General features: G+C 62.2%; 20 protein-coding genes. 8 read left to right on the forward strand and 12 right to left on the reverse strand.

The annotated features are described in order from the left end of the window. Positions 1-89: 89 nt before the first annotated feature. Both JOE27_RS16615 and JOE27_RS16620 read right to left on the reverse strand, forming a co-directional pair. Positions 90-515: an RcnB family protein gene (locus tag JOE27_RS16615; protein ID WP_115273209.1), complete on the reverse strand. Its 426-nt coding sequence runs from the start codon at positions 513-515 to the stop codon at positions 90-92. Between the two features lie 134 nt (positions 516-649). Then, the gene (locus tag JOE27_RS16620; protein WP_115273210.1) at positions 650-1,954 is read right to left on the reverse strand and encodes a sigma 54-interacting transcriptional regulator; all 1,305 of its coding nucleotides are present in this window, start codon (positions 1,952-1,954) and stop codon (positions 650-652) included. Between the two features lie 223 nt (positions 1,955-2,177). On the opposite strand from JOE27_RS16620, the gene JOE27_RS16625 reads away from it, so the two are divergent. Genes JOE27_RS16625 through JOE27_RS16635 form a run of 3 tightly spaced genes read left to right on the forward strand, consistent with a single transcriptional unit; the run spans position 2,178 to position 5,188 of the window. Beyond that, positions 2,178-3,062, forward strand: coding sequence for an MBL fold metallo-hydrolase (locus JOE27_RS16625; RefSeq protein ID WP_046786793.1), 885 nt, complete (start codon positions 2,178-2,180; stop codon positions 3,060-3,062). Between the two features lie 39 nt (positions 3,063-3,101). Next, a complete protein-coding gene (locus JOE27_RS16630) occupies positions 3,102-4,373 on the forward strand; it encodes an FAD/NAD(P)-binding oxidoreductase (RefSeq protein WP_204919238.1) in 1,272 nt (423 codons plus the stop codon). Further along, on the forward strand, positions 4,370-5,188 hold the full coding sequence (locus tag JOE27_RS16635; RefSeq protein ID WP_119689102.1) for a sulfite exporter TauE/SafE family protein: 819 nt from the start codon (positions 4,370-4,372) through the stop codon (positions 5,186-5,188). The genes JOE27_RS16630 and JOE27_RS16635 overlap by 4 nt, the downstream gene beginning before the upstream one ends. On the opposite strand, the gene JOE27_RS16640 is transcribed toward JOE27_RS16635, so the two are convergent. Beyond that, positions 5,177-6,064, reverse strand: coding sequence for a LysR family transcriptional regulator (locus tag JOE27_RS16640; protein WP_046786796.1), 888 nt, complete (start codon positions 6,062-6,064; stop codon positions 5,177-5,179). The genes JOE27_RS16635 and JOE27_RS16640 overlap by 12 nt on opposite strands. 126 nt (positions 6,065-6,190) lie before the next feature. On the opposite strand from JOE27_RS16640, the gene JOE27_RS16645 reads away from it, so the two are divergent. Together JOE27_RS16645 and JOE27_RS16650 are read left to right on the forward strand one after the other, a co-directional pair. Continuing rightward, positions 6,191-7,837 (forward strand): GMC family oxidoreductase N-terminal domain-containing protein, encoded by a 1,647-nt coding sequence (locus JOE27_RS16645; protein WP_204919239.1) that lies wholly within the window; start codon positions 6,191-6,193, stop codon positions 7,835-7,837. Between the two features lie 97 nt (positions 7,838-7,934). After that, complete coding sequence (locus tag JOE27_RS16650; RefSeq protein WP_046786798.1) at positions 7,935-9,554, forward strand: MFS transporter; 1,620 nt, start codon at positions 7,935-7,937, stop codon at positions 9,552-9,554. A gap of 177 nt (positions 9,555-9,731) precedes the next feature. Here the strand turns inward: JOE27_RS16650 and JOE27_RS16655 are convergent, their stop codons facing one another. From JOE27_RS16655 to glyQ, 4 genes are read right to left on the reverse strand one after another with little or no spacing between them, the layout of a single operon-like run. Further along, positions 9,732-10,502, reverse strand: coding sequence for a lysophospholipid acyltransferase family protein (locus tag JOE27_RS16655; protein ID WP_046786799.1), 771 nt, complete (start codon positions 10,500-10,502; stop codon positions 9,732-9,734). Positions 10,503-10,562: 60 nt separating this feature from the next. Further along, complete coding sequence (gene gmhB / locus JOE27_RS16660; protein WP_046786800.1) at positions 10,563-11,090, reverse strand: D-glycero-beta-D-manno-heptose 1,7-bisphosphate 7-phosphatase; 528 nt, start codon at positions 11,088-11,090, stop codon at positions 10,563-10,565. 3 nt (positions 11,091-11,093) lie between these two features. After that, on the reverse strand, positions 11,094-13,145 hold the full coding sequence (gene glyS / locus JOE27_RS16665; protein ID WP_012312031.1) for a glycine--tRNA ligase subunit beta: 2,052 nt from the start codon (positions 13,143-13,145) through the stop codon (positions 11,094-11,096). Beyond that, positions 13,142-14,089: a glycine--tRNA ligase subunit alpha gene (gene glyQ / locus JOE27_RS16670; RefSeq protein WP_012312032.1), complete on the reverse strand. Its 948-nt coding sequence runs from the start codon at positions 14,087-14,089 to the stop codon at positions 13,142-13,144. The genes glyS and glyQ overlap by 4 nt, the downstream gene beginning before the upstream one ends. A gap of 83 nt (positions 14,090-14,172) precedes the next feature. On the opposite strand from glyQ, the gene JOE27_RS16675 reads away from it, so the two are divergent. Both JOE27_RS16675 and JOE27_RS16680 read left to right on the forward strand, forming a co-directional pair. Then, positions 14,173-14,724 carry a DNA-3-methyladenine glycosylase I gene (locus tag JOE27_RS16675; RefSeq protein ID WP_012312033.1) on the forward strand — a complete coding sequence of 184 codons (552 nt, stop codon included), beginning with the start codon at positions 14,173-14,175 and terminating at the stop codon, positions 14,722-14,724. Positions 14,725-14,765: 41 nt separating this feature from the next. Further along, a complete protein-coding gene (locus JOE27_RS16680; RefSeq protein WP_012312034.1) occupies positions 14,766-15,653 on the forward strand; it encodes a lysophospholipid acyltransferase in 888 nt (295 codons plus the stop codon). A 333-nt stretch (positions 15,654-15,986) separates the two neighbouring features. Here JOE27_RS16680 and JOE27_RS16685 read toward each other — a convergent pair whose 3' ends face one another. Genes JOE27_RS16685 through def form a run of 5 tightly spaced genes read right to left on the reverse strand, consistent with a single transcriptional unit; the run spans position 15,987 to position 20,508 of the window. Beyond that, on the reverse strand, positions 15,987-16,295 hold the full coding sequence (locus JOE27_RS16685) for a tetratricopeptide repeat protein (protein WP_204919241.1): 309 nt from the start codon (positions 16,293-16,295) through the stop codon (positions 15,987-15,989). Positions 16,296-16,306: 11 nt separating this feature from the next. Next, a complete protein-coding gene (trkA, locus tag JOE27_RS16690) occupies positions 16,307-17,680 on the reverse strand; it encodes a Trk system potassium transporter TrkA (RefSeq protein ID WP_012312036.1) in 1,374 nt (457 codons plus the stop codon). A gap of 22 nt (positions 17,681-17,702) precedes the next feature. After that, on the reverse strand, positions 17,703-19,013 hold the full coding sequence (gene rsmB, locus JOE27_RS16695; RefSeq protein WP_204919243.1) for a 16S rRNA (cytosine(967)-C(5))-methyltransferase RsmB: 1,311 nt from the start codon (positions 19,011-19,013) through the stop codon (positions 17,703-17,705). After that, complete coding sequence (gene fmt, locus JOE27_RS16700; protein WP_204919245.1) at positions 19,010-19,942, reverse strand: methionyl-tRNA formyltransferase; 933 nt, start codon at positions 19,940-19,942, stop codon at positions 19,010-19,012. The genes rsmB and fmt overlap by 4 nt, the downstream gene beginning before the upstream one ends. A gap of 59 nt (positions 19,943-20,001) precedes the next feature. Further along, positions 20,002-20,508 (reverse strand): peptide deformylase, encoded by a 507-nt coding sequence (gene def / locus JOE27_RS16705; protein WP_012312039.1) that lies wholly within the window; start codon positions 20,506-20,508, stop codon positions 20,002-20,004. A 206-nt stretch (positions 20,509-20,714) separates the two neighbouring features. On the opposite strand from def, the gene dprA reads away from it, so the two are divergent. Next, positions 20,715-21,812: a DNA-processing protein DprA gene (gene dprA, locus JOE27_RS16710; RefSeq protein WP_204919247.1), complete on the forward strand. Its 1,098-nt coding sequence runs from the start codon at positions 20,715-20,717 to the stop codon at positions 21,810-21,812. Positions 21,813-21,841: the final 29 nt, after the last annotated feature.

The following is a 21,841-nucleotide window of genomic DNA, read 5'->3' on the forward strand; positions in this document are numbered from 1 at the left end:
AATAGTTAACAGACTAGAAGTTTCAATCCACAACCCAGCAAAAAACCCGCGCAAGCGGGCTTTTTGTTGGCGGCTGGTTTTATACGGCCTTAGTAACCGCTGAGGATGTTTACGATCACCCCGGAAGCAATGGCCACCAGCACGTAGTCGCCGTTGACGTACAACCAACGGTGGTCGCGGGGCGGCGGCGAGAGGTGCCGGGCGCGCCAGTCGGTCACCCAGTAACGGTCATTGCGATAGTGCGGGTCTACCACATGGCCGCGCTTCCATTGCTGGTGAGGTACCGGCATCCCCGGTTGTGGACGGAAGTTCGGATTACGGTAGGACTGAGCCTGGCCGTTGCCGGGTTTGCCATGTTGTTGCGGATGGCCTTGCTGCTTGCTCTGCTGCGGATGACCTTGGCCCTGATGCGAGCGGTCGCCATCGTGCCCTTGAGGCGGGCCGGGTTGGGCGAAGCTGGCCAGTGGTACGCTGAGCATCAAGGTAGCGCAGAGCACAGAGAGGCTTTTTTTCATCGTATGTCGATCCTTTGCATGTTCACGTCCGGCGGGTTTCAACGAGACGCCGATTACGGTTAATGCTTCAGACCGTGATTCGCGATGAGTAATCCCTGGCAAGAGGTAAAGGTCCGGTAAAGAATCGCCAAGCCCTAAGCCGGATTCAGCCCCAGCGCTTTCAAGCGCCGATACAGCGTACGTTCACTCATCCCTAAGTGGCGCGCCAGTTCGCTACGCGGGCCCTGAAACTGTTCCAGCGCTTGTGCCAGATCACTCAGGTCGCTGCGAGCGCGACCCTTGTTCGCACCGGTTGCGATTTGCGGGCCTACATCTTCCGGCAGATGCTCAGGCCGTATCAGCCCATCATCGGCAAACAGCCGCGCCCGTTCCAGGATGTTGCGCAGCTCGCGGATATTGCCTGGGAACGTATGCAGGGCCAGTTGCTGAAGCGCAGCGTCAGTAAGGCTCGCGGCAGGTTTGCCTGCCATGCGTTGCAGCAGGCTCTGCGCAAGCAGCGGCAGATCCTCTACGCGTTCGCGCAAGGCAGGCAGGCGGATGGGAAAGCCACTGATGCGGTAATACAGGTCTTCCCGGAACGTACCCTCGGCAACCATCTGCTTGAGCGGTTTGTGTGTTGCAGACACCAGGCGGAAGTCCGCATGCACGGTGCGCAGGCTGCCAACCGGGCGCAAGGTGCCGGATTCGATCAGGCGCAGCAATTTGACCTGCATCGCCAGTGGCACCTCACCAATCTCGTCGAGGAACAGCGTGCCGCCGTGGGCCGCTTCTGCCAGGCCGATCTTGCGCTGGTTGGCACCGGTAAAGGCTCCCTTCTCATAGCCGAACAGCTCGCTCTCGAACAGTGACTCGGTCAAGCCGGTGCAGTCGACCACCACCAAAGGGCCATTCGCCCGTGGGCTACCCATATGGATCGCCCGGGCGAAAAGCTCCTTGCCTGTACCGGATTCACCCTGGAGCAATACCGGGATCTGTGCGGGGGCCGCACGTTGCAGGCTGGCCAGTGCCGTTTTGAACGCTGGCGCCCGGCCGACCAGGCCCTGTTGTTGAGGTTGCGCCGAGGCCAGTGTGACCGTGGTCAGGCGTTCTACGAACGCCACCACCCTGCCCTGCTCATCGAGGATCGGCCGCAGTTCCACATCCACATGCTCAGGCCCGCGGGGGGTGTGATGAATGTGCAGTACCCGTTCCGGCAGCTTGCTGTCCCAGGCCTTGCGCATGGGGCAATGCTCACCGGCCTGGTCGCAAGGCACGGCGTAGTGATGGGAAACCCGGTGGCACTTCTCACCCAGTGGCGCACGGTCGTCACGGCCGAACTGCCGACGATAGGCGGCATTGGCTGCGAGGATGTTGTAGTCGGTGTCCAGCACGATGGTAGGCAACGCATCGTGTTCGAGGTAGGAAACCAGAGCTAGGATGAGGGGATGGGATTCAGGCATGACGGCACCGATTGGATAAGCCGTTGAGGGTAACAAGGACTGCCAAACACTGCCATTGGCTGACAGTCGACTGCCAGCGCAGCTGCCACACCGGGCTGTCATGCGCCATCAGGGGCCGATTTCACTGGCCTTGGTACGGGTTAAACCGCTGGCATGCATCTTGATAAACCACCCGTCACTGCCTACGCCTCTAAAAGGCGGGGTGGATTATTTGGAGAACGTGATGATCATCGGCAACAACCTTCAGGTGGAAGCCTTTTTCGACGACGCCACCTCGACCATCAGCTACCTGGTACTGGACCGCGAGACCAACCAGTGTGCGTTGATCGACAGCGTACTGGACTATGACCCCAAGTCAGGCCGCACCTGCACCGAGTCTGCAGACCGTCTGATTGATCGGGTACAGAGCCTGGGCGCCAAGGTGCAGTGGATTCTGGAAACCCATGTACACGCCGACCACCTTTCAGCTGCGGCGTATCTCAAGGAAAAGCTCGGCGGCCACACCGCCATTGGCGCTGAGATAACCAAGGTACAGAAAGTCTTCGGCGACTTGTTCAACGCCGAGCCGGGCTTCGCCCGTGATGGCAGCCAGTTCGATGTGTTGCTCATGGACGAAGAAGGCTTTCGCATAGGTAACCTGCACGCCCGCTCGTTGCACACGCCTGGGCATACCCCCGCTTGCATGAGTTACCTGATAGAGGATGCGGGAGAAAAAGCACTGTTCGTGGGCGACACCCTGTTCATGCCCGACTACGGTACCGCACGCTGTGACTTCCCAGGCGCTGATGCTCGCACCTTGTACCAATCGATCCGCCGCCTGCTGGCCTTCCCTGACCAGACTCTGCTGTTCATGTGCCATGACTACCTGCCGGGCGGGCGTGACATGCGTTATGTCACCACCGTTGCCGAGCAGCGCGCCAGCAACATTCATGTTCACCAGGGCATCGATGAGGACAGCTTTGTCGCCATGCGTGAAGCGCGTGACAAGACCCTCGAGATGCCCGTCCTGATCCTGCCTTCGGTGCAGGTCAACATGCGCAGTGGCCATTTTCCGCAGCCGGAATCCAACGGCGTGAGCTACCTGAAGATCCCGTTGAACAAGCTCTGAGCGCCCTGCCCCATCATTAGAATTCCCAGGATTTACGCCATGCCTGCCTTGTTGTCCCCTGCTAATTCCGACCACCACAAGGTGGTCATCGTCGGTGCCGGCGCTGCCGGCATCGCCACTGCTTCCAGCCTCATCAGCCGCGACCCGTCACTGGATATCGCGGTGGTCGACCCTGCCGACGTCCATTACTACCAGCCCGGCTGGACCATGGTCGGTGCGGGTGTGTTCAAGGCACCGAGCACCGCGCGCACCATGGCCTCGACCATCCCCCGTGGCGTGCGCTGGATCAAGGCGCGCGTGCAAGGGTTCGACCCGCTGGGCCAGCTGGTCATGCTCGAAGATGGTCGCACCATCAGCTATGAACAGCTGGTGGTCTGCCCCGGCCTCAAGCTCGATTGGGCTGCCATTGACGGGCTCAGTGATACCCTGGGGCGCAACGGCGTCACCTCGAACTACCGCTACGACCTGGCACCCTACACCTGGGAGCTTGTGCAGAACCTCAAGCAAGGCCGCGCCCTGTTCACTCAGCCGCCCATGCCGATCAAGTGCGCCGGTGCGCCGCAGAAGGCGCTGTACCTGTCCTGCGACCACTGGATGCGCCAGGGGCTGCTGGGCGATATCAAAGCCTGCTTCTTCAATGCCGGCGCAGTGCTGTTCGGTGTTCCCGATTACGTGCCGGCCCTGATGGCCTACATCGACAGGTACGGTGTGGACCTCAATTACAGCCACCGTCTGGCTGCAGTAGATGGCCCGAACAAGCGCGCCACCTTTGTCCGCACCTTTGCCGATGGCAGCACTGAAACCCGCACTGAAGCTTTCGACATGCTGCACGTGGTGCCGCCACAGGTTGCCCCGGACTTCATTCGTCAAAGCCCATTGGCCGATGCCGCTGGCTGGGTCGATGTCGACCCGCATACGCTGCGTCATCGTCAGTTTGCCAATGTCCATGCCCTTGGCGATGTGGCCAGCACCAGCAACGCCAAGACTGCGGCCGCTGCGCGCAAGCAGGCTCCGGTGGTTGCCAACAACGTGCTGGTGGCGCTGGGCAGGCTGGCTAACCTTGCCCAGTACGATGGCTACGGCTCCTGCCCGTTGACGGTCGAGCGCGGCAAGATCGTGCTTGCCGAGTTCACCTATGGCGGCAAGGTCGCGCCGAGCTTCCCGCGCTGGTTGCTGGATGGCCGCCAGCCGACGCGCCTGGCCTGGCTGCTCAAGGCGCGAGTGCTGCCGCCGCTGTACTGGCAAGGCATGCTGAAGGGGCGGGAGTGGCTGGCACGGCCGCAACCGCTGGCGGCCGAGGCACCACGGTGATCGAACATCAACTGCTCGGTGCCGGGCTGGGCGCGATCATTGGCGCAGTGCTGGCGCTGACTGGCGCGGGGGGCGGCATCCTGGCGGTGCCGCTGCTGGTGTTTGGCCTTGGTCTGTCGATGGTCGAAGCTGCGCCCATTGGCCTTCTTGCCGTAGGTCTTGCCGCTGCCGTGGGGGCGATCCTCGGCTTGCGCCAAGGGCTGGTGCGTTATCGCGCCGCGCTGTTCATCGCCCTGATCGGCATCGCTGCTGCACCGCTCGGGCTGATGCTCGCCCATCGTCTGCCCGACACACCCTTGGCCTTGGTGTTCGCCGGCGTGCTGGTTTACGCATGCCTGCGCATCTGGCGCAAGGCTGCCAGCGAGCTGCGTGGCGAGGCCAACGACGCGCACCGTTTCATCGAACCGTGCGTGCTCAACCCGCTGCAGGGCCGTTTGCGCTGGACACTGCCCTGCGCGCGGGCGCTGGCCATGACCGGAGCGCTTTCGGGATTGTTGTCCGGCTTGTTGGGGGTGGGGGGTGGCTTCGTGATCATCCCTGCCTTGAACCGCTACACCAACCTGCGTATGAAGAGCATCGTCTCGACCTCGTTGGCGGTGATCGCCCTGGTGTCTACAGGTAGCGTGGTCAGTGCCAGCCTGGCCGGCGTTATGCACTGGCAGGTGGGAGCACCTTTTGCCGTGGGCGCGGTGCTTGGCCTGCTGCTGGCGCGGCCACTGGCGACGCGGCTGGCCGGGCCTCGCCTGCAGCAGCTGTTCTCGGTGGCCGGCTTTGCGGCTGCCCTGCTGCTGGCCGGCAAGGCGCTACTCGGCTAGCAGCTCGGCCTGTTCCTGCGCGCACAGCGCCAGCAGGTAATCCCAGACCACCCGCAGGCGTACCGACTTGTGCAATTCACGACGGGTGCATATCCAGTAGCTGCGCTGGATGGTTTCGCTGGGCAGTACGCGCACCAATGTCGGGTCGTGGCGAGCCATGTAGTTGGGCAGCACGGCGATACCCAGGCCGGCGCGCGCAGCGGTTTGCTGGGCGATTACGCTGGTGCTGCGAAAAGCCACATTGGGCGCCCGGCAGAAGCTGTTGAGAAACAGCAGCTCCTGGCTGAACAGCAGGTCGTCGACGTAGCCGATCCAGCTGTGCCGGGCCAGATCTTCACGGTTGCGTAAAGGTGGCGCGCGGTCCAGGTAAGCCTGGCTGGCATACAGGGCCAGGCGGTAGTCGGTGAGTTTGCGGGTAATCAGCAGGTCGGCACTGGGACGTTCCAGGTGAATGCTGATTTCCGCCTCGCGGTTGAGGATGCTGACAAAGCGAGGCACGGCCACCAGCTCCACTTCCAGGCCCGGATACCGATCGAACAGCGCATTCATGCGTGGGGTGAAGAACATGATGCCGATGCCTTCGGTGACCCCAAGGCGAATCTTGCCCAGCGGTGTGATGGCCTGGGTGATTTCTTCCTGCGCCAGCAACGCGACGTTCTCCATGGCTTCGGCGTGCTTGAGTAGCGCCTGGCCGGAGGGCGTCAATTCGTAGCCCTGCGCGTGTTGCACGAACAGTGGGGTGCCCAGGCTTTTCTCGATGCTCTCGATATGCCGGGCAACCGTGCTATGGGTCGTGTTGAGACGCTTGGCAGCGCTGAGCAGGCGGCCACTGCGCTGCAACTCGAGGAAAAACCGCAGATCATTCCAGTCGAACATGCATCCTTTCCCTGTTTTTCGCTGTGCTAAAACGCACAACGGCTGCGCGAAATCTCGTGTTTCCTCAGCGAAATTAATCAATAAGATGTACGACGACAAGAATAAAAATCAGGCGCGAGGTTGCACATGCCATCAGCCGATTCTGTCTTCGACTACGTTATCGTGGGTGCCGGTCCTGCCGGTTGCCTGCTGGCCAATCGATTGTCCGCCGACCCGTCCCGCCGCGTGTTGCTGCTGGAAGCCGGGGGCCGCGACAATTACCCCTGGATTCACATCCCCGTCGGTTACCTTTACTGCATCGGCAACCCCCGCACTGACTGGTGCTTCAAGACCGAAGCGCAAAGCGGCCTGGGTGGTCGTAGCCTGGGTTATCCCCGGGGCAAGGTGCTGGGGGGCTGCTCATCGATCAACGGCATGATCTACATGCGTGGCCAGGCTGCGGACTATGACCATTGGGCCGAACAGGGCAATGACGGTTGGGCCTGGAAGGACGTGCTGCCGCTGTTCAAGGCCAGCGAAAATCACTTTGCAGGCAACAGTGATCACCATGGCGCCACTGGCGAATGGCGGGTGGAACGCCAGCGCTACAGTTGGCCGATCCTCGATGCCTTCCGAGATGCCGCCGAACAGAGCGGCATCGCCAAGGTCGATGACTTCAATACCGGCGACAACCAAGGCTGTGGATATTTTCAGGTCAACCAGCGCAGCGGTGTGCGCTGGAACGCATCCAAGGCTTTTTTACGACCTGTGCATAACCGTTCCAACCTCACCGTGCTGACCGGCGTGCAGGTTGACCAAGTGCTGCTGAACAACACCCGCGCCCGCGCAGTGAGAGCATTTTGGCAAGGCGCCTGGCACGAGTTCGCTGTGCGCCGCGAGATCATCCTGTGTGCAGGGGCGGTGGGTTCGCCCGGCATCCTGCAGCGCTCCGGCATTGGCCCGCGCACGTTGCTGGAAACGCTCGGCATCGGCGTACGGCACGATATGCCCGGTGTCGGTGGCAATCTGCAAGACCACCTGCAATTGCGCCTGATCTACCAGATCCGCAACACCAGAACGCTCAACCAGATGGCCAACAGCCTGTGGGGCAAGATGGGTATGGGCCTGCGTTATCTCTACGACCGCAGCGGCCCGCTGGCCATGGCGCCAAGCCAACTTGGGGCGTTCGTGCGGTCCAGCCCGGAGCAGGCCACCGCCAACCTGCAATACCACGTACAACCCCTGTCGCTGGAACGCTTCGGCGAGCCGCTGCACCGCTTCCCCGCCTTCACCGCTTCGGTGTGCAACCTGCGCCCGGCTAGCCGTGGGCGCATCGACATCCGTAGCTCGGACATGAACAGCGCGCCACTGATAGACCCCAACTACCTCAGTGACCCTCAAGACCTGCGCGTTGCCGCCGACGCCATCCGTATCACACGCCGCATCGTCCAGGCCCCTGCCCTCGCCGCTTTCGATCCGCAGGAATACCTGCCAGGCCCTGCCCTGCAGACCGAGGAGGAGCTGTTCGAAGCGGCAGGCAAGATCGGCACCACCATCTTCCATCCGGTCGGGACCTGCCGTATGGGCAGCGGCCCGCTGGACGTTGTGGATAACCAGCTGCGTGTACGCGGCATCCCCGGCCTGCGCGTGGCGGATGCTTCAATCATGCCGCAGATCACCTCCGGCAATACCTGTTCACCCACCCTGATGATCGCCGAGAAGGCGGCCCAACTCATTCTCAAGGGAGCTGCTACCCAGACCTACCTGAACGAAGACGCGTTACCGACGCCCTGACCCGGGTGCGTGCAGTACCGGCGGCTTGCGGTCAGAAGCTGCCGACAGTGGAACAACAAGAATAATCACTGTGGCCTGCGGGCCGAGGACAGCAACGATGTCGGATTACATCCAAGAGCAGGGGGCGACGGCGAGCAGCCCAAGCCGTCGTGAAGAACGCAAGATCATTTTCGCGTCATCCCTCGGGACGGTTTTCGAGTGGTATGACTTTTTTCTCTACGGTGCGCTGGCGGCAGTGATCAGCAAGCAGTTCTTTGCTGGCGTCAACGACACCACCGCTTTCATCTTCGCCCTGATGGCATTCGCCGCCGGCTTCCTGGTACGGCCCTTCGGCGCGCTGGTGTTCGGCCGGCTGGGTGACATGATCGGGCGAAAATACACCTTCCTGATCACCATCGTGCTGATGGGCTTGTCCACCTTCGCCGTTGGTTTGCTGCCCACCTATGCAAGCATCGGCATTGCCGCGCCGATCATCCTGGTGGTACTGCGCATGCTGCAGGGGCTGGCACTGGGGGGCGAGTATGGTGGCGCGGCGACGTATGTGGCCGAACACGCACCGCCCGGCAAGCGCGGCTTCCACACGGGCTTCATCCAGTCCACTGCTACCCTCGGGCTGCTGCTGTCGTTGCTGGTGGTGCTGGGCAGCCGCTACATCACCGGCGATGAGTTCGAAACCTGGGGCTGGCGCTTGCCGTTCCTGCTGTCGATCGTGCTGCTGGGCATTTCCACCTGGATCCGCATGAGCATGCATGAGTCGCCGGCCTTCGTGAAAATGAAGGCCCAGGGCAAGATCAGCAAATCGCCAATCCGCGAGTCGTTCACCTCCTGGCCAAACCTCAAGGTGGTGCTTACCGCACTGTTCAGTATCAACGCCGGCCAGGCCGTGACGTTCTACACGGCGCAGTTCTACGTGCTGTTCTTCATGACCCAGATGCTCAAGATGGATCCGGCCCAGGCCAATACCTTGCTGATCATCAGCGTGGTGATCGGTGCGCCGTTCTTCGTGTTCTTCGGCTGGCTGTCCGACCGCATCGGCCGCAAGCCTATCCTGATGCTCGGCCTGCTGCTGGCCACGGTGTTGTACTTCCCGCTGTTCAAGGCCCTCAGCCACTACGCCAACCCGCAGATCGACGCAGCGAGCCGTCAGGCGCCGATCGTGGTCACCGCTGACCCGCAAGGCTGTACGTTCCAGTTCGACCCGGTCGGCAAGGCGCGTTTCGACAGCCCGTGCGACAAGGTCAAGACCTTCCTGGTCAAACAGGGCCTGCCGTACAGCTCGGTGAATGTGGCGGGCAGCCAAGTGGTGGTGAACATTGGCGACAAGACCATCAACGGGTTTGACGAAACAGCCATGCGCACAGCCATCGAGCAGGCGGGCTACCCGGCCAAGGCGGACCCGTCGCAGGTCAACCAGGTGATGGTGGTGGTGCTGATCGTTGCAATGATCCTGATCGCAACCATGACTTATGGCCCGCTGGCGGCGGTGATGGTGGAGCTGTTTCCGACGCGTATCCGCTACACCTCGATGTCGCTGCCCTACCACATTGGCAATGGCTGGTTTGGCGGTTTCCTGCCCACGGTTTCGTTCGCGCTGGTGGTGTACACCGGGGATATCTTCTACGGCTTGTGGTACCCGGTGCTGGTAACCGGGATCAGCCTGGTGGTGGGAATCTTCTGCCTGAAAGAAACCAAGGATGTGGATATCGACAAGGTCTGATGATGTCGTGAAGCCATAAAAAAACCGGCTGTAAAAGCCGGTTTTCTTATGCCTCAAAAAAACTTATGCACGCTTTTCAGAAAAATGTCATACACAAAAATAAATAGGCAATTCATAGACTTAGCTATCAAACGAGGCATTTCATCCAAAAATTGCTAACACGTTATCCACAGATCGTCAGGCAATCTGCTCGTGTGGTTTTTCATCTACCGGTGGCAACGAGCCCAAGCGGCGCTGAGTCGCTTCGTTCCACGCCGCGGCACGGTCATTCAACTCTGCAATGGCACGCGGGCCGGTACCATTGGCATACATCGGCTCCCCGATGACCACCTCGATGGTGCCAGAGCGCTTGCCCCACCCTGACTTGGGCCAGTACTTGCCGGCGTTATGCGCGATCGGCAGCACGGGCAGCCCGGCATTTACCGCCAGCGCGGTACCGCCACGGGAAAACTTGCCCACGGTGCCAAAGGGTACCCGAGTACCTTCCGGGAAGATCAGCACCCAGACCTTCTGCTTGAGCAATTCGTCACCCTTGCTCGCCACCTGGCGCAAGGCTTCCTTGGGGTTGTCGCGGTTGATCGCGATCGGCCGCAGCATGGCCATGGCCCAGCCAAAGAACGGCACGTACAGCAGTTCACGCTTGAGCACCTGGCTCAATGGCGAGAAATAGGCTGACAGGAAGAACGTCTCCCAGGTGCTCTGGTGGTTGGACAGAATCACACAGGGCTCTTTGGGCACGTTCTCGGCACCGGTGACCTTGTAGTGGATACCCAGAATCACCCGCGCCAGCAGCACGGCAAAACGGCACCAGTAGACGTTGATGAAGCGGTAGCGCTTGTGAAACGGCAAAAATGGCGCGATAAAAAAGCTCAGCGAGCACCACAGCAGGGAACTGGTGCCCAGCAGCAGGTAAAAAAGAAAGATTCTGATCGCCCGCAGGATCGACATAGTGGCATGTACCGTTGCGGGCTTGCCCGCCTGATAAAAATGCGCCCTTGGGCGCATTGTTTAGATTAGTTCTCTGGCGATAGCTGCCAGATCGTCGAAAATCAGTGTGGTTTGCGCGACACCCTTTTCAAGCGTCCGCTCGCCTTTGCCGGTTTTCACCAGCACCGGTTGTGCACCGACGGCCAGGGCGGCCTCCAGGTCACCTTTACTGTCGCCGACAAACCATACGCCGCGCAGGTCGGCCTGATAATGGTCGGCGATTGCCCGCAGCATGCCAGGCTTGGGCTTGCGGCAGTCACAACCCTCGTCCGGCCCATGCGGGCAATACACGATGTGGCCGACTTCGCCGCCGTGCCCTGCCACCAGCGTGCGCAGACGCGCATGCATGGCTTCGAGGGTTGCCAGTGAATAGTAGCCACGGGCAATGCCGGACTGGTTGGTGGCCACGGCCACCGTCCAGCCCGCTTTGCTCAACTGCGCGATGGCCTCGATCGAGCCGGGGATCGGGATCCACTCCTCCAGCGACTTGATGTAGGCGTCGGAGTCCTGGTTGATCACCCCGTCACGATCGAGAATCAGCAGTTTCAAGGCTTACCCCAGCAGCGAAATGTCAGCAACGCCCAGGAACAGGCCGCGCAGGCGGCTGAGCAGGGCATAACGGTTGGCGCGGACCTTGGCATCCTCGGCGTTGACCATCACCGCCTCGAAGAAGGCGTCGACCGGGTCACGCAGGGCCGCCAGGCGGGCCAGCGATTCGCTGTACTGACGTGCGGCAGCCATCGGTTGCACAGCCTGGTCGGCCTGCTGGATGGCCGAATACAGCGAGAACTCGTTGGCGTTGTCGAAGTACTTCGGCTCGACCTGTTCGGCAATGGCGCCTTCAGCTTTGCTCAGCAGGTTCGACACACGCTTGTTCACTGCGGCCAGCGCCTCGGCTTCCGGCAGCTTGCGGAAGGCCTGCACGGCCTGCACACGCTGGTCGAAGTCCAGGGCCGAACCCGGCTTCAGGGCACGTACCGACAGGTAGGTGGCAACGTCGATGCCTTCGTCTTCATAACGTGCACGCAGGCGGTCGAAGATGAACTCCAGCACCTGCTCGGCCAGGCCTGCGGCCTTGACCTTGGCGCCGAACTGCTTGACCGCGAACTCCACCGCAGGGGTCAGGTCCAGGTCCAGTTGCTTCTCGATCAGGATACGCAGCACGCCCAGGGCGGCGCGGCGCAAGGCATATGGGTCTTTGCTGCCGGTGGGCAGCATGCCGATGCCGAAGATACCGACCAGGGTGTCGAGCTTGTCGGCGATGGCTACCGCAGCACCGGTCAGGGTCTGTGGCAGCTCGGCGCCAGCACCGCGCGGCATGTACTGCTCGTTCAGCGCCAGGGCCACGTCTTGCGGTTCGCCGTCGTTGAGCGCGTAGTAGTAACCGGCAACGCCCTGCATCTCTGGGAATTCGCCGACCATTTCGGTGGCCAGGTCGCACTTGGACAGCAGCCCGGCACGGCCGGCGCGCTGGGCGTCGCCGCCGATCAGCGGGGCAATGTACGCGGCAAGCCGGGAGACGCGCTCGGCCTTGTCGTAGACGGTGCCCAACTGCGCCTGGAAGACTACGTTCTTCAGGCGTTCGTTGAAGGTTTCGAGCGGCTGCTTCTTGTCCTGCTTGAAGAAGAACTCGGCGTCGGTCAGGCGCGGGCGCACGACCTTCTCGTTACCCGAGACGATCTGCTTGGGGTCACGGCTTTCGACGTTGGCCACGGTGATGAAGCGCGGCAGCAGCTTGCCTTCGCTGTCCAGCAGGCAGAAGTACTTCTGGTTGTCCTGCATGGTGGTGATCAAGGCTTCCTGCGGCACCTCGAGGAAACGCTCCTCGAACGAGCACACCAGCGGTACCGGCCACTCGACCAGCGCAGTCACCTCATCCAGCAGCGCTGGCGGTACGATGGCAGTGCCTTCCTGCTGCATGGCCAGTTCGGTGGTGCGCTTGGCAATCAGCTCGCGGCGTTCGGCGAAGTCGGCCAGCACGTAGGCTTTGCGCAGGTCTTCGACGTAGTTGGCCGGGGTGGTGATGACCACGTTCTGCGGATGGTGGAAGCGGTGCCCACGGGATTCACGGCCGGCCTGCTGCGACAGGATGGTGCAGTCGACGACCTGATCGCCCAGCAGCATCACCAGCCACTGGGTCGGGCGCACGAACTCTTCACGGCTGGCGGCCCAGCGCATGCGCTTGGGGATCGGCAGGTCGTTGAGCGAATCTTCGACGATGGTCGGCAGCAGGCTGGCGGTGGCCTTGCCCGGGATATGCTGGGAGAAGCGCAGCTTGGCGCCGCTCTGGTCGATTTCCGACAGCTCTACCCCGCACTTTTTGGCAAAGCCCAAGGCAGCCTGGGTCGGCTCGCCGTCCTTGAAGGCAGCCTGCAGGGGCGGGCCGTCGATATTGATGCTGCGGTCAGGCTGCTGTACATCCAGCTGGCGAATCAGCACGGCCAGACGACGCGGCGCGGCGTACACCTGTTTGCCGGTGTAGTTCAGGCCGGCGGCCTGCAGGCCTTTTTCGATGCCGGCCAGGAAGGCGTCACCAAGGGTGGCCAAGGCTTTGGGTGGCAGCTCTTCGGTGCCCAGTTCTACCAGGAAATCTTGAGCACTCATTGTGCAGCCTCCAGCTTCGCCAACACTTCGTCACGCAGTTCAGGGGTAGCCATCGGGAAGCCCAGGCGTGCACGGGCTTGCAGATAGCTTTGCGCCACGTCCCGGGCCAGGGTACGCACACGCAGGATGTAACGCTGGCGCTCGGTCACCGAGATGGCGCGACGGGCGTCGAGCAGGTTGAAGGTGTGCGAGGCCTTGAGCACCATTTCATAGGTCGGCAGCGGCAGGTCCAGCTTGATCAGGCGGTTGGCTTCGCTTTCGTAGAAGTCGAACAGCTCGAACAGTTTCTCGACGTTGGCGTGCTCGAAGTTGTAGGTCGACTGTTCCACTTCGTTCTGGTGGAACACATCGCCGTAGGTGACCTTGCCGAACGGGCCGTCGGCCCAGACCAGGTCGTACACCGAGTCGACACCCTGGATGTACATGGCCAGGCGCTCCAGGCCGTAGGTGATTTCACCGGTGACCGGGTAGCACTCGATGCCGCCTACTTGCTGGAAGTAGGTGAACTGGGTCACTTCCATGCCGTTGAGCCAGATTTCCCAACCCAGGCCCCAAGCGCCCAGGGTCGGCGATTCCCAGTTGTCTTCGACGAAGCGGATATCGTGGACCAGCGGATCCAGGCCGATGGCTTTCAGCGAGCCGAGGTACAGCTCCTGGAAGTTGGCCGGGTTGGGCTTGAGCACCACCTGGAACTGGTAGTAGTGCTGCAGGCGGTTGGGGTTTTCGCCATACCGCCCGTCGGCAGGGCGACGGCTGGGCTGCACGTAGGCGGCGTTCCAGGTTTCCGGGCCGACGGCGCGCAGGAATGTAGCGGTATGGAAAGTGCCGGCGCCTACTTCCATATCGTAGGGCTGAAGCACCACACAACCTTGAGCTGCCCAGTAGTTCTGCAGGGCGAGGATCAGGTCTTGGAAGGTACGCACGGCTGGCGTAGGCTGGCTCACGAAATTCACCTGTATCTGGGGATGCGGATGTAAAGAGCGGGAGTATAACCTGATTCGCCTCGCCCTCTACTCATTGGAGCCTTATGCCACGCTGCTTTTGGTGTACCGACGATCCGTTGTACCAGGCTTATCACGACCAGGAATGGGGAACACCGCAGCGTGATCCGGCGTTGCTGTTCGAGATGCTTTTGCTCGAAGGGTTCCAGGCCGGCCTGTCATGGATCACCGTCTTGCGTAAACGCGAGCGCTATCGCGAGGTGCTGCATGGCTTCGACCCGGTGAAGCTTTCGCAGATGAGCGATGAGCGCATCGAAGAGCTGATGCTCGATGCCGGCATCATCCGCAACCGCCTCAAGCTCAAGGCTGTCCGGCGCAATGCCCAGGCCTGGCTGGCTGTGGATAACCCGGCCGAGTGGCTCTGGTCGTTTGTCGGCGGCGAGCCGAAGATCAACCATTTCAGTGCCCGAAGCGAAGTGCCGGCGGTCACCGACGAGGCCAAGGCGATGAGCAAGGCGTTGCAGAAAGCCGGCTTTACATTCGTTGGCCCGACCATCTGCTACGCCTTCATGCAGGCTACCGGCATGGTCATGGACCACACCACCGATTGTGATCGTTACGCCGCCTTGCTGCGCTGAGGGGTTACAATGCGCGCCTTGCTGAAATAAGGAATTGGCCTGTGGAAAAGTTCAAGGGCGCCCTGATGGTCGGGGTGCTGCGTCTGTTTGCCAAGCTGCCCTGGGGCGCGGTACAGCGCGTCGGTGCCGGGATCGGCTGGCTGATGTGGAAAGTCCCCAACGGTTCGCGCAATGTCGTGCGCATCAACCTTGCCAAGTGCTTCCCTGAGATGGACCCGGTCGAGCGCGAGCAGCTGGTCGGCCGTGCGCTGAGAGACATCGGCAAATCCTTTGTCGAAAGTGCCTGTGCCTGGATCTGGCCGCCACAGCGTTCGCTTGAGCTGGTCAAGGAAGTGCACGGCCTGGAAGTGCTGGAGCAGGCCCTGGCCTCAGGCAAGGGTGTGGTCGGCATCACCAGCCACCTGGGTAATTGGGAAGTGCTCAACCACTTCTACTGCAACCAGTGCAAACCGATCATCTTCTACCGCCCGCCGAAGCTCAAGGCCGTGGACGATCTGCTGCGTGAGCAGCGGGTGCAGATGGGCAACCGTGTGGCGCCTTCGACCAAGGAAGGCATCCTCAGCGTGATCAAGGAAGTGCGCCGCGGTGGGCAGGTGGGGATTCCCGCCGACCCGGAGCCGGCGGAATCGGCTGGTGTGTTCGTGCCGTTCCTGGGCACCCAGGCGCTGACCAGCAAGTTCGTGCCGAACATGCTGGCCGGTGGCAAGGCGGTGGGGGTGTTCCTGCATGCCCTGCGCTTGCCGGATGGCTCGGGCTTCAAGGTGTTTCTCGAAGCTGCGCCAGAAGAAATGTACAGCACGGATGTGAACGTGTCGGCGGCGGCCATGAGCAAGGTGGTCGAGCGTTATGTGCGCGAATACCCGAGCCAGTACATGTGGAGCATGAAGCGCTTCAAGAAGCGCCCGCCTGGCGAGGCGCGCTGGTACTGAGATTTTGGGGGCGCCTTGCGCCCCTTTCCCCACAGCTACCCCGCTGCTCTCAAACTCAGCGCAAACCCAGTGGGAGATTCTATGGTTATCAGCAAGCCATTTTCGCGCCTTTGGTGACCTATTCGTCCTGATTTTTCATCAGGGCGAATGCCGCTCGTGCGAACTTTCTAGCCAGGATTACCTTTGCGGGGCTTTCCTTTGAGTCTTGCATCGGATTTACCGGCCCTATCGCCGGCAAGCCGGCTCCCACAGGGAACGCGCAGTTCTTGAGGCCTGCACTGTACTTGTGGGAGCCGGCTTGCCGGCGATGGGCTGCAAAGCAGTCCCGGCATTTCAGGCTTTATTCAGCTTCTTGAGAAACACCGCCATCTCTTTCTCGGCCTGCTTGTCCCCATGGGCCTGCGCCGCCACGATCCCGTCTTCCCAGGCCTTGCGCGCCGCCGTCAGGTCGCCCTGCAGTTGATACGCCTTGCCGAGCAGCTTCCACGCTGCCGAATATTTGGGGTCCTGGGCCACGCAACGGGCCAGGTGCACTGCCGCTTCGGCGCCGTTGCCCTCGTCCAGCCAAGCCTTGCCCAGGCCGAACCGCAGCAGCGGGTTATCCACACCCTTGGCCAGCATTTTCTCCAGCGATTCGCGCATGCCCGCCTCCCCTAGAAGAAACTCAAGCCGACGTGGAACAGCTTCTCCACGTCGCGAATGTGCTTTTTATCCACAACGAACAGGATCACGTGGTCACCCGACTCGATCACTGTGTCGTCGTGGGCGATCAGCACCTGCTCGTCGCGGATGATCGCGCCAATGGTGGTGCCCGGCGGCAAGGCGATATCTTCGATGGCCTTGCCGATCACCTTGCTCGATTTCGAGTCGCCATGGGCCACCGCCTCGATGGCCTCTGCCGCACCGCGGCGCAGGGAGTGCACGCTGACGATATCGCCACGGCGCACATGCGCCAGCAAGGTACCGATGGTTGCCAGCTGGGGGCTGATGGCGATATCGATTTCGCCGCCTTGCACGAGGTCTACGTAGGCCGGGTTGTTGATGATCGTCATTACCTTGCCCGCGCCCAGGCGCTTGGCCAGCAGTGACGACATGATGTTCGCCTCGTCATCATTGGTCAGGGCCAGGAAGATGTCGGCATCGGCAATGTTCTCTTCGAGCATCAGGTCCTTGTCCGAGGCGCTGCCCTGCAGCACCACGGTGCTTTCCAGGGTGTCGGAGAGGTGCCGGCAACGGGCTGCGCTCATCTCGATGATCTTCACCTGGTAGCGGCTTTCGATGGCCTCGGCCAGGCGTTCGCCGATCTGCCCGCCGCCGGCGATGACCACACGCTTGTTGGTCTCGTCGATGCGCCGTAGCTCGCCCATCACGGCGCGGATGTCTTTCTTCGCGGCGATGAAGAACACCTCGTCATCGGCCTCGATCACGGTGTCGCCCCGTGGGGTGATTGGCCGGTCACGGCGGAAGATTGCGGCCACGCGGGTATCGACGTTGGGCATGTGCGCGCGGATCTGGCGCAACTGCTGGCCCACCAATGGGCCGCCGTAATAGGCCTTGACCGCCACCAGCTGCGCCTTGCCCTCGGCAAAGTCGATCACCTGCAGCGAACCTGGGTGTTCGATGAGCCGCTTGATGTAGTTGGTCACGACCTGCTCGGGGCTGATCAGCACGTCCACGGGGATGTGGTCGTTGTCGAACAGCTCTTCGCGGGTGAGGTAGGCCGATTCACGCACCCGGGCGATCTTGGTGGGCGTGTGGAACAGCGAATAGGCGACCTGGCAGGCGACCATGTTGGTTTCGTCGCTGTTGGTCACCGCCACCAGCATGTCAGCGTCATCGGCACCGGCCTGGCGCAGGACCGTCGGGAGCGAGCCGCGGCCTTGCACGGTACGGATATCCAGGCGGTCGCCCAGGTCACGCAGGCGGTCGCCGTCGGTATCGACCACAGTGATGTCGTTGGCTTCGCTGGCCAGATGCTCTGCCAGCGTACCGCCCACCTGGCCTGCGCCAAGGATGATGATCTTCATCCGCTACTCCCTAACTTTTTTCTTAACCGCGCGAGGCGGCGATCTTGATCAGCTTGGCATAGTAGAAACCGTCATGGCCGCCTTCCTGGGCCAGCAGCTGGCGGCCATGGGACTGGCGGATACCAGCTTCGGTGGCCAGGTCCAGCTCACGGGCGCCCGGCGTGCGGGCAAGGAAGGCCTCGATCACTTCGGTATTCTCGGTCGGCAGGCTGGAGCAAGTGGCGTACAGCAGCATGCCGCCGACTTCCAGGGTCGGCCACAGGGCATCGAGCAACTCGCCCTGCAGCGCGGCCAGCGCCGGAATGTCGTCAGCCTGGCGGGTCAGCTTGATGTCCGGGTGGCGGCGAATGACGCCGGTAGCCGAGCACGGCGCGTCGAGCAGGATGCGCTGGAACGGCTTGCCGTCCCACCAGCTGGCGGTGTCACGGGCGTCGCAGGCGATCAGTTCGGCGTCCAGTTGCAGGCGGTCGAGGTTCTCGCGCACCCGGGTCAGGCGCTTGGCTTCCAGGTCGATGGCCACTAGGTGCGCAAGGCCCGCTTCTGCCTCGAGCAGGTGGCACGTCTTGCCGCCTGGGGCGCAGCAGGCATCGAGCACGCGCTGGCCGGGGGCCAGTTCAAGCAGGTCGGCCGACAGCTGCGCGGCTTCGTCCTGAACGCTCACCCAGCCCTCGGCAAAGCCCGGCAGGCTGCGCACGTCGCAGGCCTCAGTCAGCACAATGCCGTCGCGGCTGAACTGGCAGGCGCTGGCGCCAACGCCGGTTTCGGTCAGCAGGGCAAGGTAGCCATCGCGGCTGTGGTGGCGGCGGTTGACCCGCAGGATCATTGGCGGGTGAGCGTTGTTGGCCGCGCAAATGGCTTCCCATTGCTCGGGCCAGAACGCCTTGAGGGCTTTCTGCAGCCAGCGTGGGTGGGCGGTGCGTACAACAGGGTCGCGTTCCATGCCGGCGAGCAGCGCCTCGCCTTCACGTTGGGCGCGGCGCAGCACGGCGTTGAGCAGGCCCTTGGCCCACGGTTTTTTCAGTTTGTCGGCGCAACCGACCGTCTCGCCGATGGCGGCGTGGGCCGGGATGCGCGTGTAGAACAACTGGTACAGGCCTACCAGCAGCAGTGCCTGCACATCGGCATCAGCGGCCTTGAACGGCTTCTGCAGCAACTGGGCTGCGAGCAGGTCCAGGCGTGGCTGCCAGCGGGCGGTACCGAACGCCAGGTCCTGGGTCAGGCCGCGGTCGCGGTCCTCGACCTTGTCCAGTTGCGCTGGCAGCGAACTGTTCAGCGAGGCCTTGCCACTGAGCACAGCGGCCAAGGCACGGGCGGCGGCGAGGCGTGGATTCATTGGCCAAGCACCTTGCCGGTGGCGAACTTCTCGCGGCGGCTATTGAACAGGTCGCTGAAGGCCAGGGCCTTGCCACCAGGCAATTGCAGGCGGGTAAGGCTCAAGGCCTGGTCACCGCAGGCGACCACGAGGCCGTCTTTGCTGGCTGACAAGATCTCGCCAGGGGCGCCTTCACCGGTGGACAATCTGGCGGCCAGCATCTTCACGCTTTCGCCATCCAGAGTGCTGTGGCACACCGGCCAAGGGTTGAAGGCGCGGATCAGGCGCTCAAGCTCCACAGCCGGGCGGCTCCAGTCGATGCGTGCCTCGTCTTTGTTCAGCTTGTGCGCATACGTGGCCAGGGCGTCGTCCTGCACCTCGCCTTGCAGGCTGCCATCGGCCAGGCCGGCGATGGCTTGCACCACGGCTGGCGGGCCCATTGCGGCGAGGCGATCGTGCAGGCTGCCGCCGGTGTCTTCGGCACTGATTGGCGTGACGACCTTGAGCAGCATCGGGCCAGTGTCCAGGCCTGCTTCCATGCGCATCACGGTCACGCCGCTCTCGGCGTCGCCGGCTTCCACGGCGCGCTGGATCGGCGCGGCGCCGCGCCAGCGTGGCAGCAGGGAGGCGTGGCTGTTGATGCAGCCCAGGCGCGGGATGTCCAGCACCACCTGGGGCAAGATCAGGCCATAGGCGACCACTACCATCAGGTCCGGCTTGAGCGCGGCGAGTTCCGCCTGGGCATCTTCATTGCGCAGGGTTGGCGGCTGGAACACCGGGATGTCATGGGCCACCGCCAGTGCTTTGACCGCGCTTGGCATCAGCTTCTGGCCACGGCCGGCCGGGCGGTCGGGCTGGGTGTAGACGGCCACGATCTCGTAGGGGCTGTCGAGCAGGGCCTTGAGGTGTTCGGCGGCAAACTCTGGAGTGCCTGCAAAGACGATGCGCATGGAGTTCTCGCTTCAAAAAAGAAAAAGGCTTGCCGGAGCAAGCCTTCTGGAAGGTGGGATCAGGCTTGCTGGCGGTGCTGCTTTTCCAGCTTCTTCTTGATCCGGTCGCGCTTGAGCTGCGACAGGTAGTCGACGAACAGCTTGCCGTTGAGGTGATCGAACTCGTGCTGCACGCATACCGCCAGAAGGCCTTCGGCTTCGAGCTCGAAAGGCTTGCCGTCACGGTCCTGCGCCTTGACGCGCACACGCAGCGGACGGTCGACGTTCTCGTAGAAGCCCGGCACCGACAGGCAGCCTTCCTGGTACTGGCCCATGTCGTGGGTCAGCTCTTCGACCGACGGGTTGATGAAGACCCGCGGCTCGCTGCGGTCTTCGCTCAGGTCCATGACCACAATCTGTTTGTGGACGTTGACCTGGGTGGCAGCCAGGCCGATGCCAGGCGCTTCGTACATGGTTTCAAACATGTCGTCGATCAGCTGGCGCAGGGCGTCGTCGAACTCCGTCACCGGTTTGGCGATGGTGCGCAGGCGCGGGTCTGGGAATTCGAGAATGTTCAAAATGGCCATAGGGTCAGGCAATCACTGTGCGTTCGGTTGAAAACTGAGCATACATAATAAAGGGAATCGACGATTTCGGCACCTGGCAAGCTCGTCTAGGGTGTTTATGGGCTTGATAGCGTCCATTTAATGGACAGCTTTTCAAAGTGTTACCCACAAACTTATCCACAGGTTGTGCCACGTAAATGGCCCTGTTTCGATCAAGGATGATCTCTATGCCGTTCAACCATTCGTCGCTTTGCCCGCCTGCCGAACTGGAAGCGCGGTTACGTCTACACCGCCTGCCCGAGACGGGATTGCGTCGTTTTCACACCTTGCTGCAAGCCTTTGGCAGTGCGTCTTCAGCGCTCAGTGCACCGGCGGGTGCCTGGCGTGCGCTGGGCATTGCGCAGGCCACCATCGACGCCCGGCGCAGTGCCGAAGTACGCGACGGGGCGCTGGCTGCAATGGCCTGGATAGAGCGTCCGGGCCAGCATTTGCTGATGTGGGACAGCCCTGGCTACCCCGCGCTGCTGGGCGAAATCGATGATGCCCCGCCGCTGCTTTTCGTCGCAGGCGACCCGGCTTTGCTCGAACGGCCACAGCTGGCAATAGTGGGCAGCAGGCGTGCTTCACCCCCGGCGCTCGACACCGCCAAGGCATTTTCCCGTTACCTCTCGCAGGCTGGCTTCACCATCACCAGTGGGCTTGCTTTGGGAATCGACGGTGCCGCTCATCGGGCCGCATTGCAGGCCGGGGGAGGCACGATCGGTGTGTTAGGCACTGGGCTGCAAAAACTTTATCCACAGCGCCACCGTGACCTGGCCAAAGCGATGATCGACAGCGGTAGCGCGCTGGTTTCCGAGTACCCGCTCGATGCCGGGCCGCTGCCGGGTAACTTTCCGCGACGCAATCGCATCATCAGTGGCCTGTCACTTGGCGTGCTGGTGGTTGAGGCGAGCCTGGCCAGCGGTTCTTTGATCACTGCCCGCCTGGCCGCCGAGCAAGGCCGTGAGGTTTACGCCGTTCCCGGCTCGATCCACCACCCCGGTGCCAAAGGCTGCCACCAGTTGATTCGCGACGGCGCACTGCTGGTTGAAAGTGTGGGGCAGATACTGGAAAGCTTGCAGGGTTGGCAGAACCTGCCGCCGGCAGTTGTGGATAAACCGTCCCATCCATTGCTTGCCTTGCTGCATGCTGCACCGCAGACCAGCGAGGCACTGGCTGCTTGTAGCGAGCTGCCCTTGGCGCAAGTACTGGCGCAATTGACCGAGCTGGAGCTTGAGGGCCGGGTGACCAATGAAGCCGGGCGTTGGTTTGCCCGCGCTGGCTAAGTAAACTGCGCGCATGGCTTAAATGCGGA

The organism is Pseudomonas sp. M5 (assembly GCF_016907075.1).
GTDB lineage: Bacteria > Pseudomonadota > Gammaproteobacteria > Pseudomonadales > Pseudomonadaceae > Aquipseudomonas > Aquipseudomonas putida_E.

Coding starts and splice junctions, on each gene's coding strand:
- JOE27_RS16685 (WP_204919241.1), bottom strand. CDS start 16,295: ATGCGCGAATCGCTGGAGAAAATGCTGGCCAAGGGTGTGGATAACCCG.
- fmt (WP_204919245.1), bottom strand. CDS start 19,942: ATGCGCATCGTCTTTGCAGGCACTCCAGAGTTTGCCGCCGAACACCTC.
- JOE27_RS16655 (WP_046786799.1), bottom strand. CDS start 10,502: ATGTCGATCCTGCGGGCGATCAGAATCTTTCTTTTTTACCTGCTGCTG.
- rsmB (WP_204919243.1), bottom strand. CDS start 19,013: ATGAATCCACGCCTCGCCGCCGCCCGTGCCTTGGCCGCTGTGCTCAGT.
- trkA (WP_012312036.1), bottom strand. CDS start 17,680: ATGAAGATCATCATCCTTGGCGCAGGCCAGGTGGGCGGTACGCTGGCA.
- glyS (WP_012312031.1), bottom strand. CDS start 13,145: ATGAGTGCTCAAGATTTCCTGGTAGAACTGGGCACCGAAGAGCTGCCA.
- JOE27_RS16640 (WP_046786796.1), bottom strand. CDS start 6,064: ATGTTCGACTGGAATGATCTGCGGTTTTTCCTCGAGTTGCAGCGCAGT.
- dprA (WP_204919247.1), top strand. CDS start 20,715: ATGCCGTTCAACCATTCGTCGCTTTGCCCGCCTGCCGAACTGGAAGCG.
- JOE27_RS16650 (WP_046786798.1), top strand. CDS start 7,935: ATGTCGGATTACATCCAAGAGCAGGGGGCGACGGCGAGCAGCCCAAGC.
- JOE27_RS16625 (WP_046786793.1), top strand. CDS start 2,178: ATGATCATCGGCAACAACCTTCAGGTGGAAGCCTTTTTCGACGACGCC.
- JOE27_RS16620 (WP_115273210.1), bottom strand. CDS start 1,954: ATGCCTGAATCCCATCCCCTCATCCTAGCTCTGGTTTCCTACCTCGAA.
- JOE27_RS16630 (WP_204919238.1), top strand. CDS start 3,102: ATGCCTGCCTTGTTGTCCCCTGCTAATTCCGACCACCACAAGGTGGTC.
- def (WP_012312039.1), bottom strand. CDS start 20,508: ATGGCCATTTTGAACATTCTCGAATTCCCAGACCCGCGCCTGCGCACC.
- JOE27_RS16645 (WP_204919239.1), top strand. CDS start 6,191: ATGCCATCAGCCGATTCTGTCTTCGACTACGTTATCGTGGGTGCCGGT.
- JOE27_RS16675 (WP_012312033.1), top strand. CDS start 14,173: ATGCCACGCTGCTTTTGGTGTACCGACGATCCGTTGTACCAGGCTTAT.
- JOE27_RS16615 (WP_115273209.1), bottom strand. CDS start 515: ATGAAAAAAAGCCTCTCTGTGCTCTGCGCTACCTTGATGCTCAGCGTA.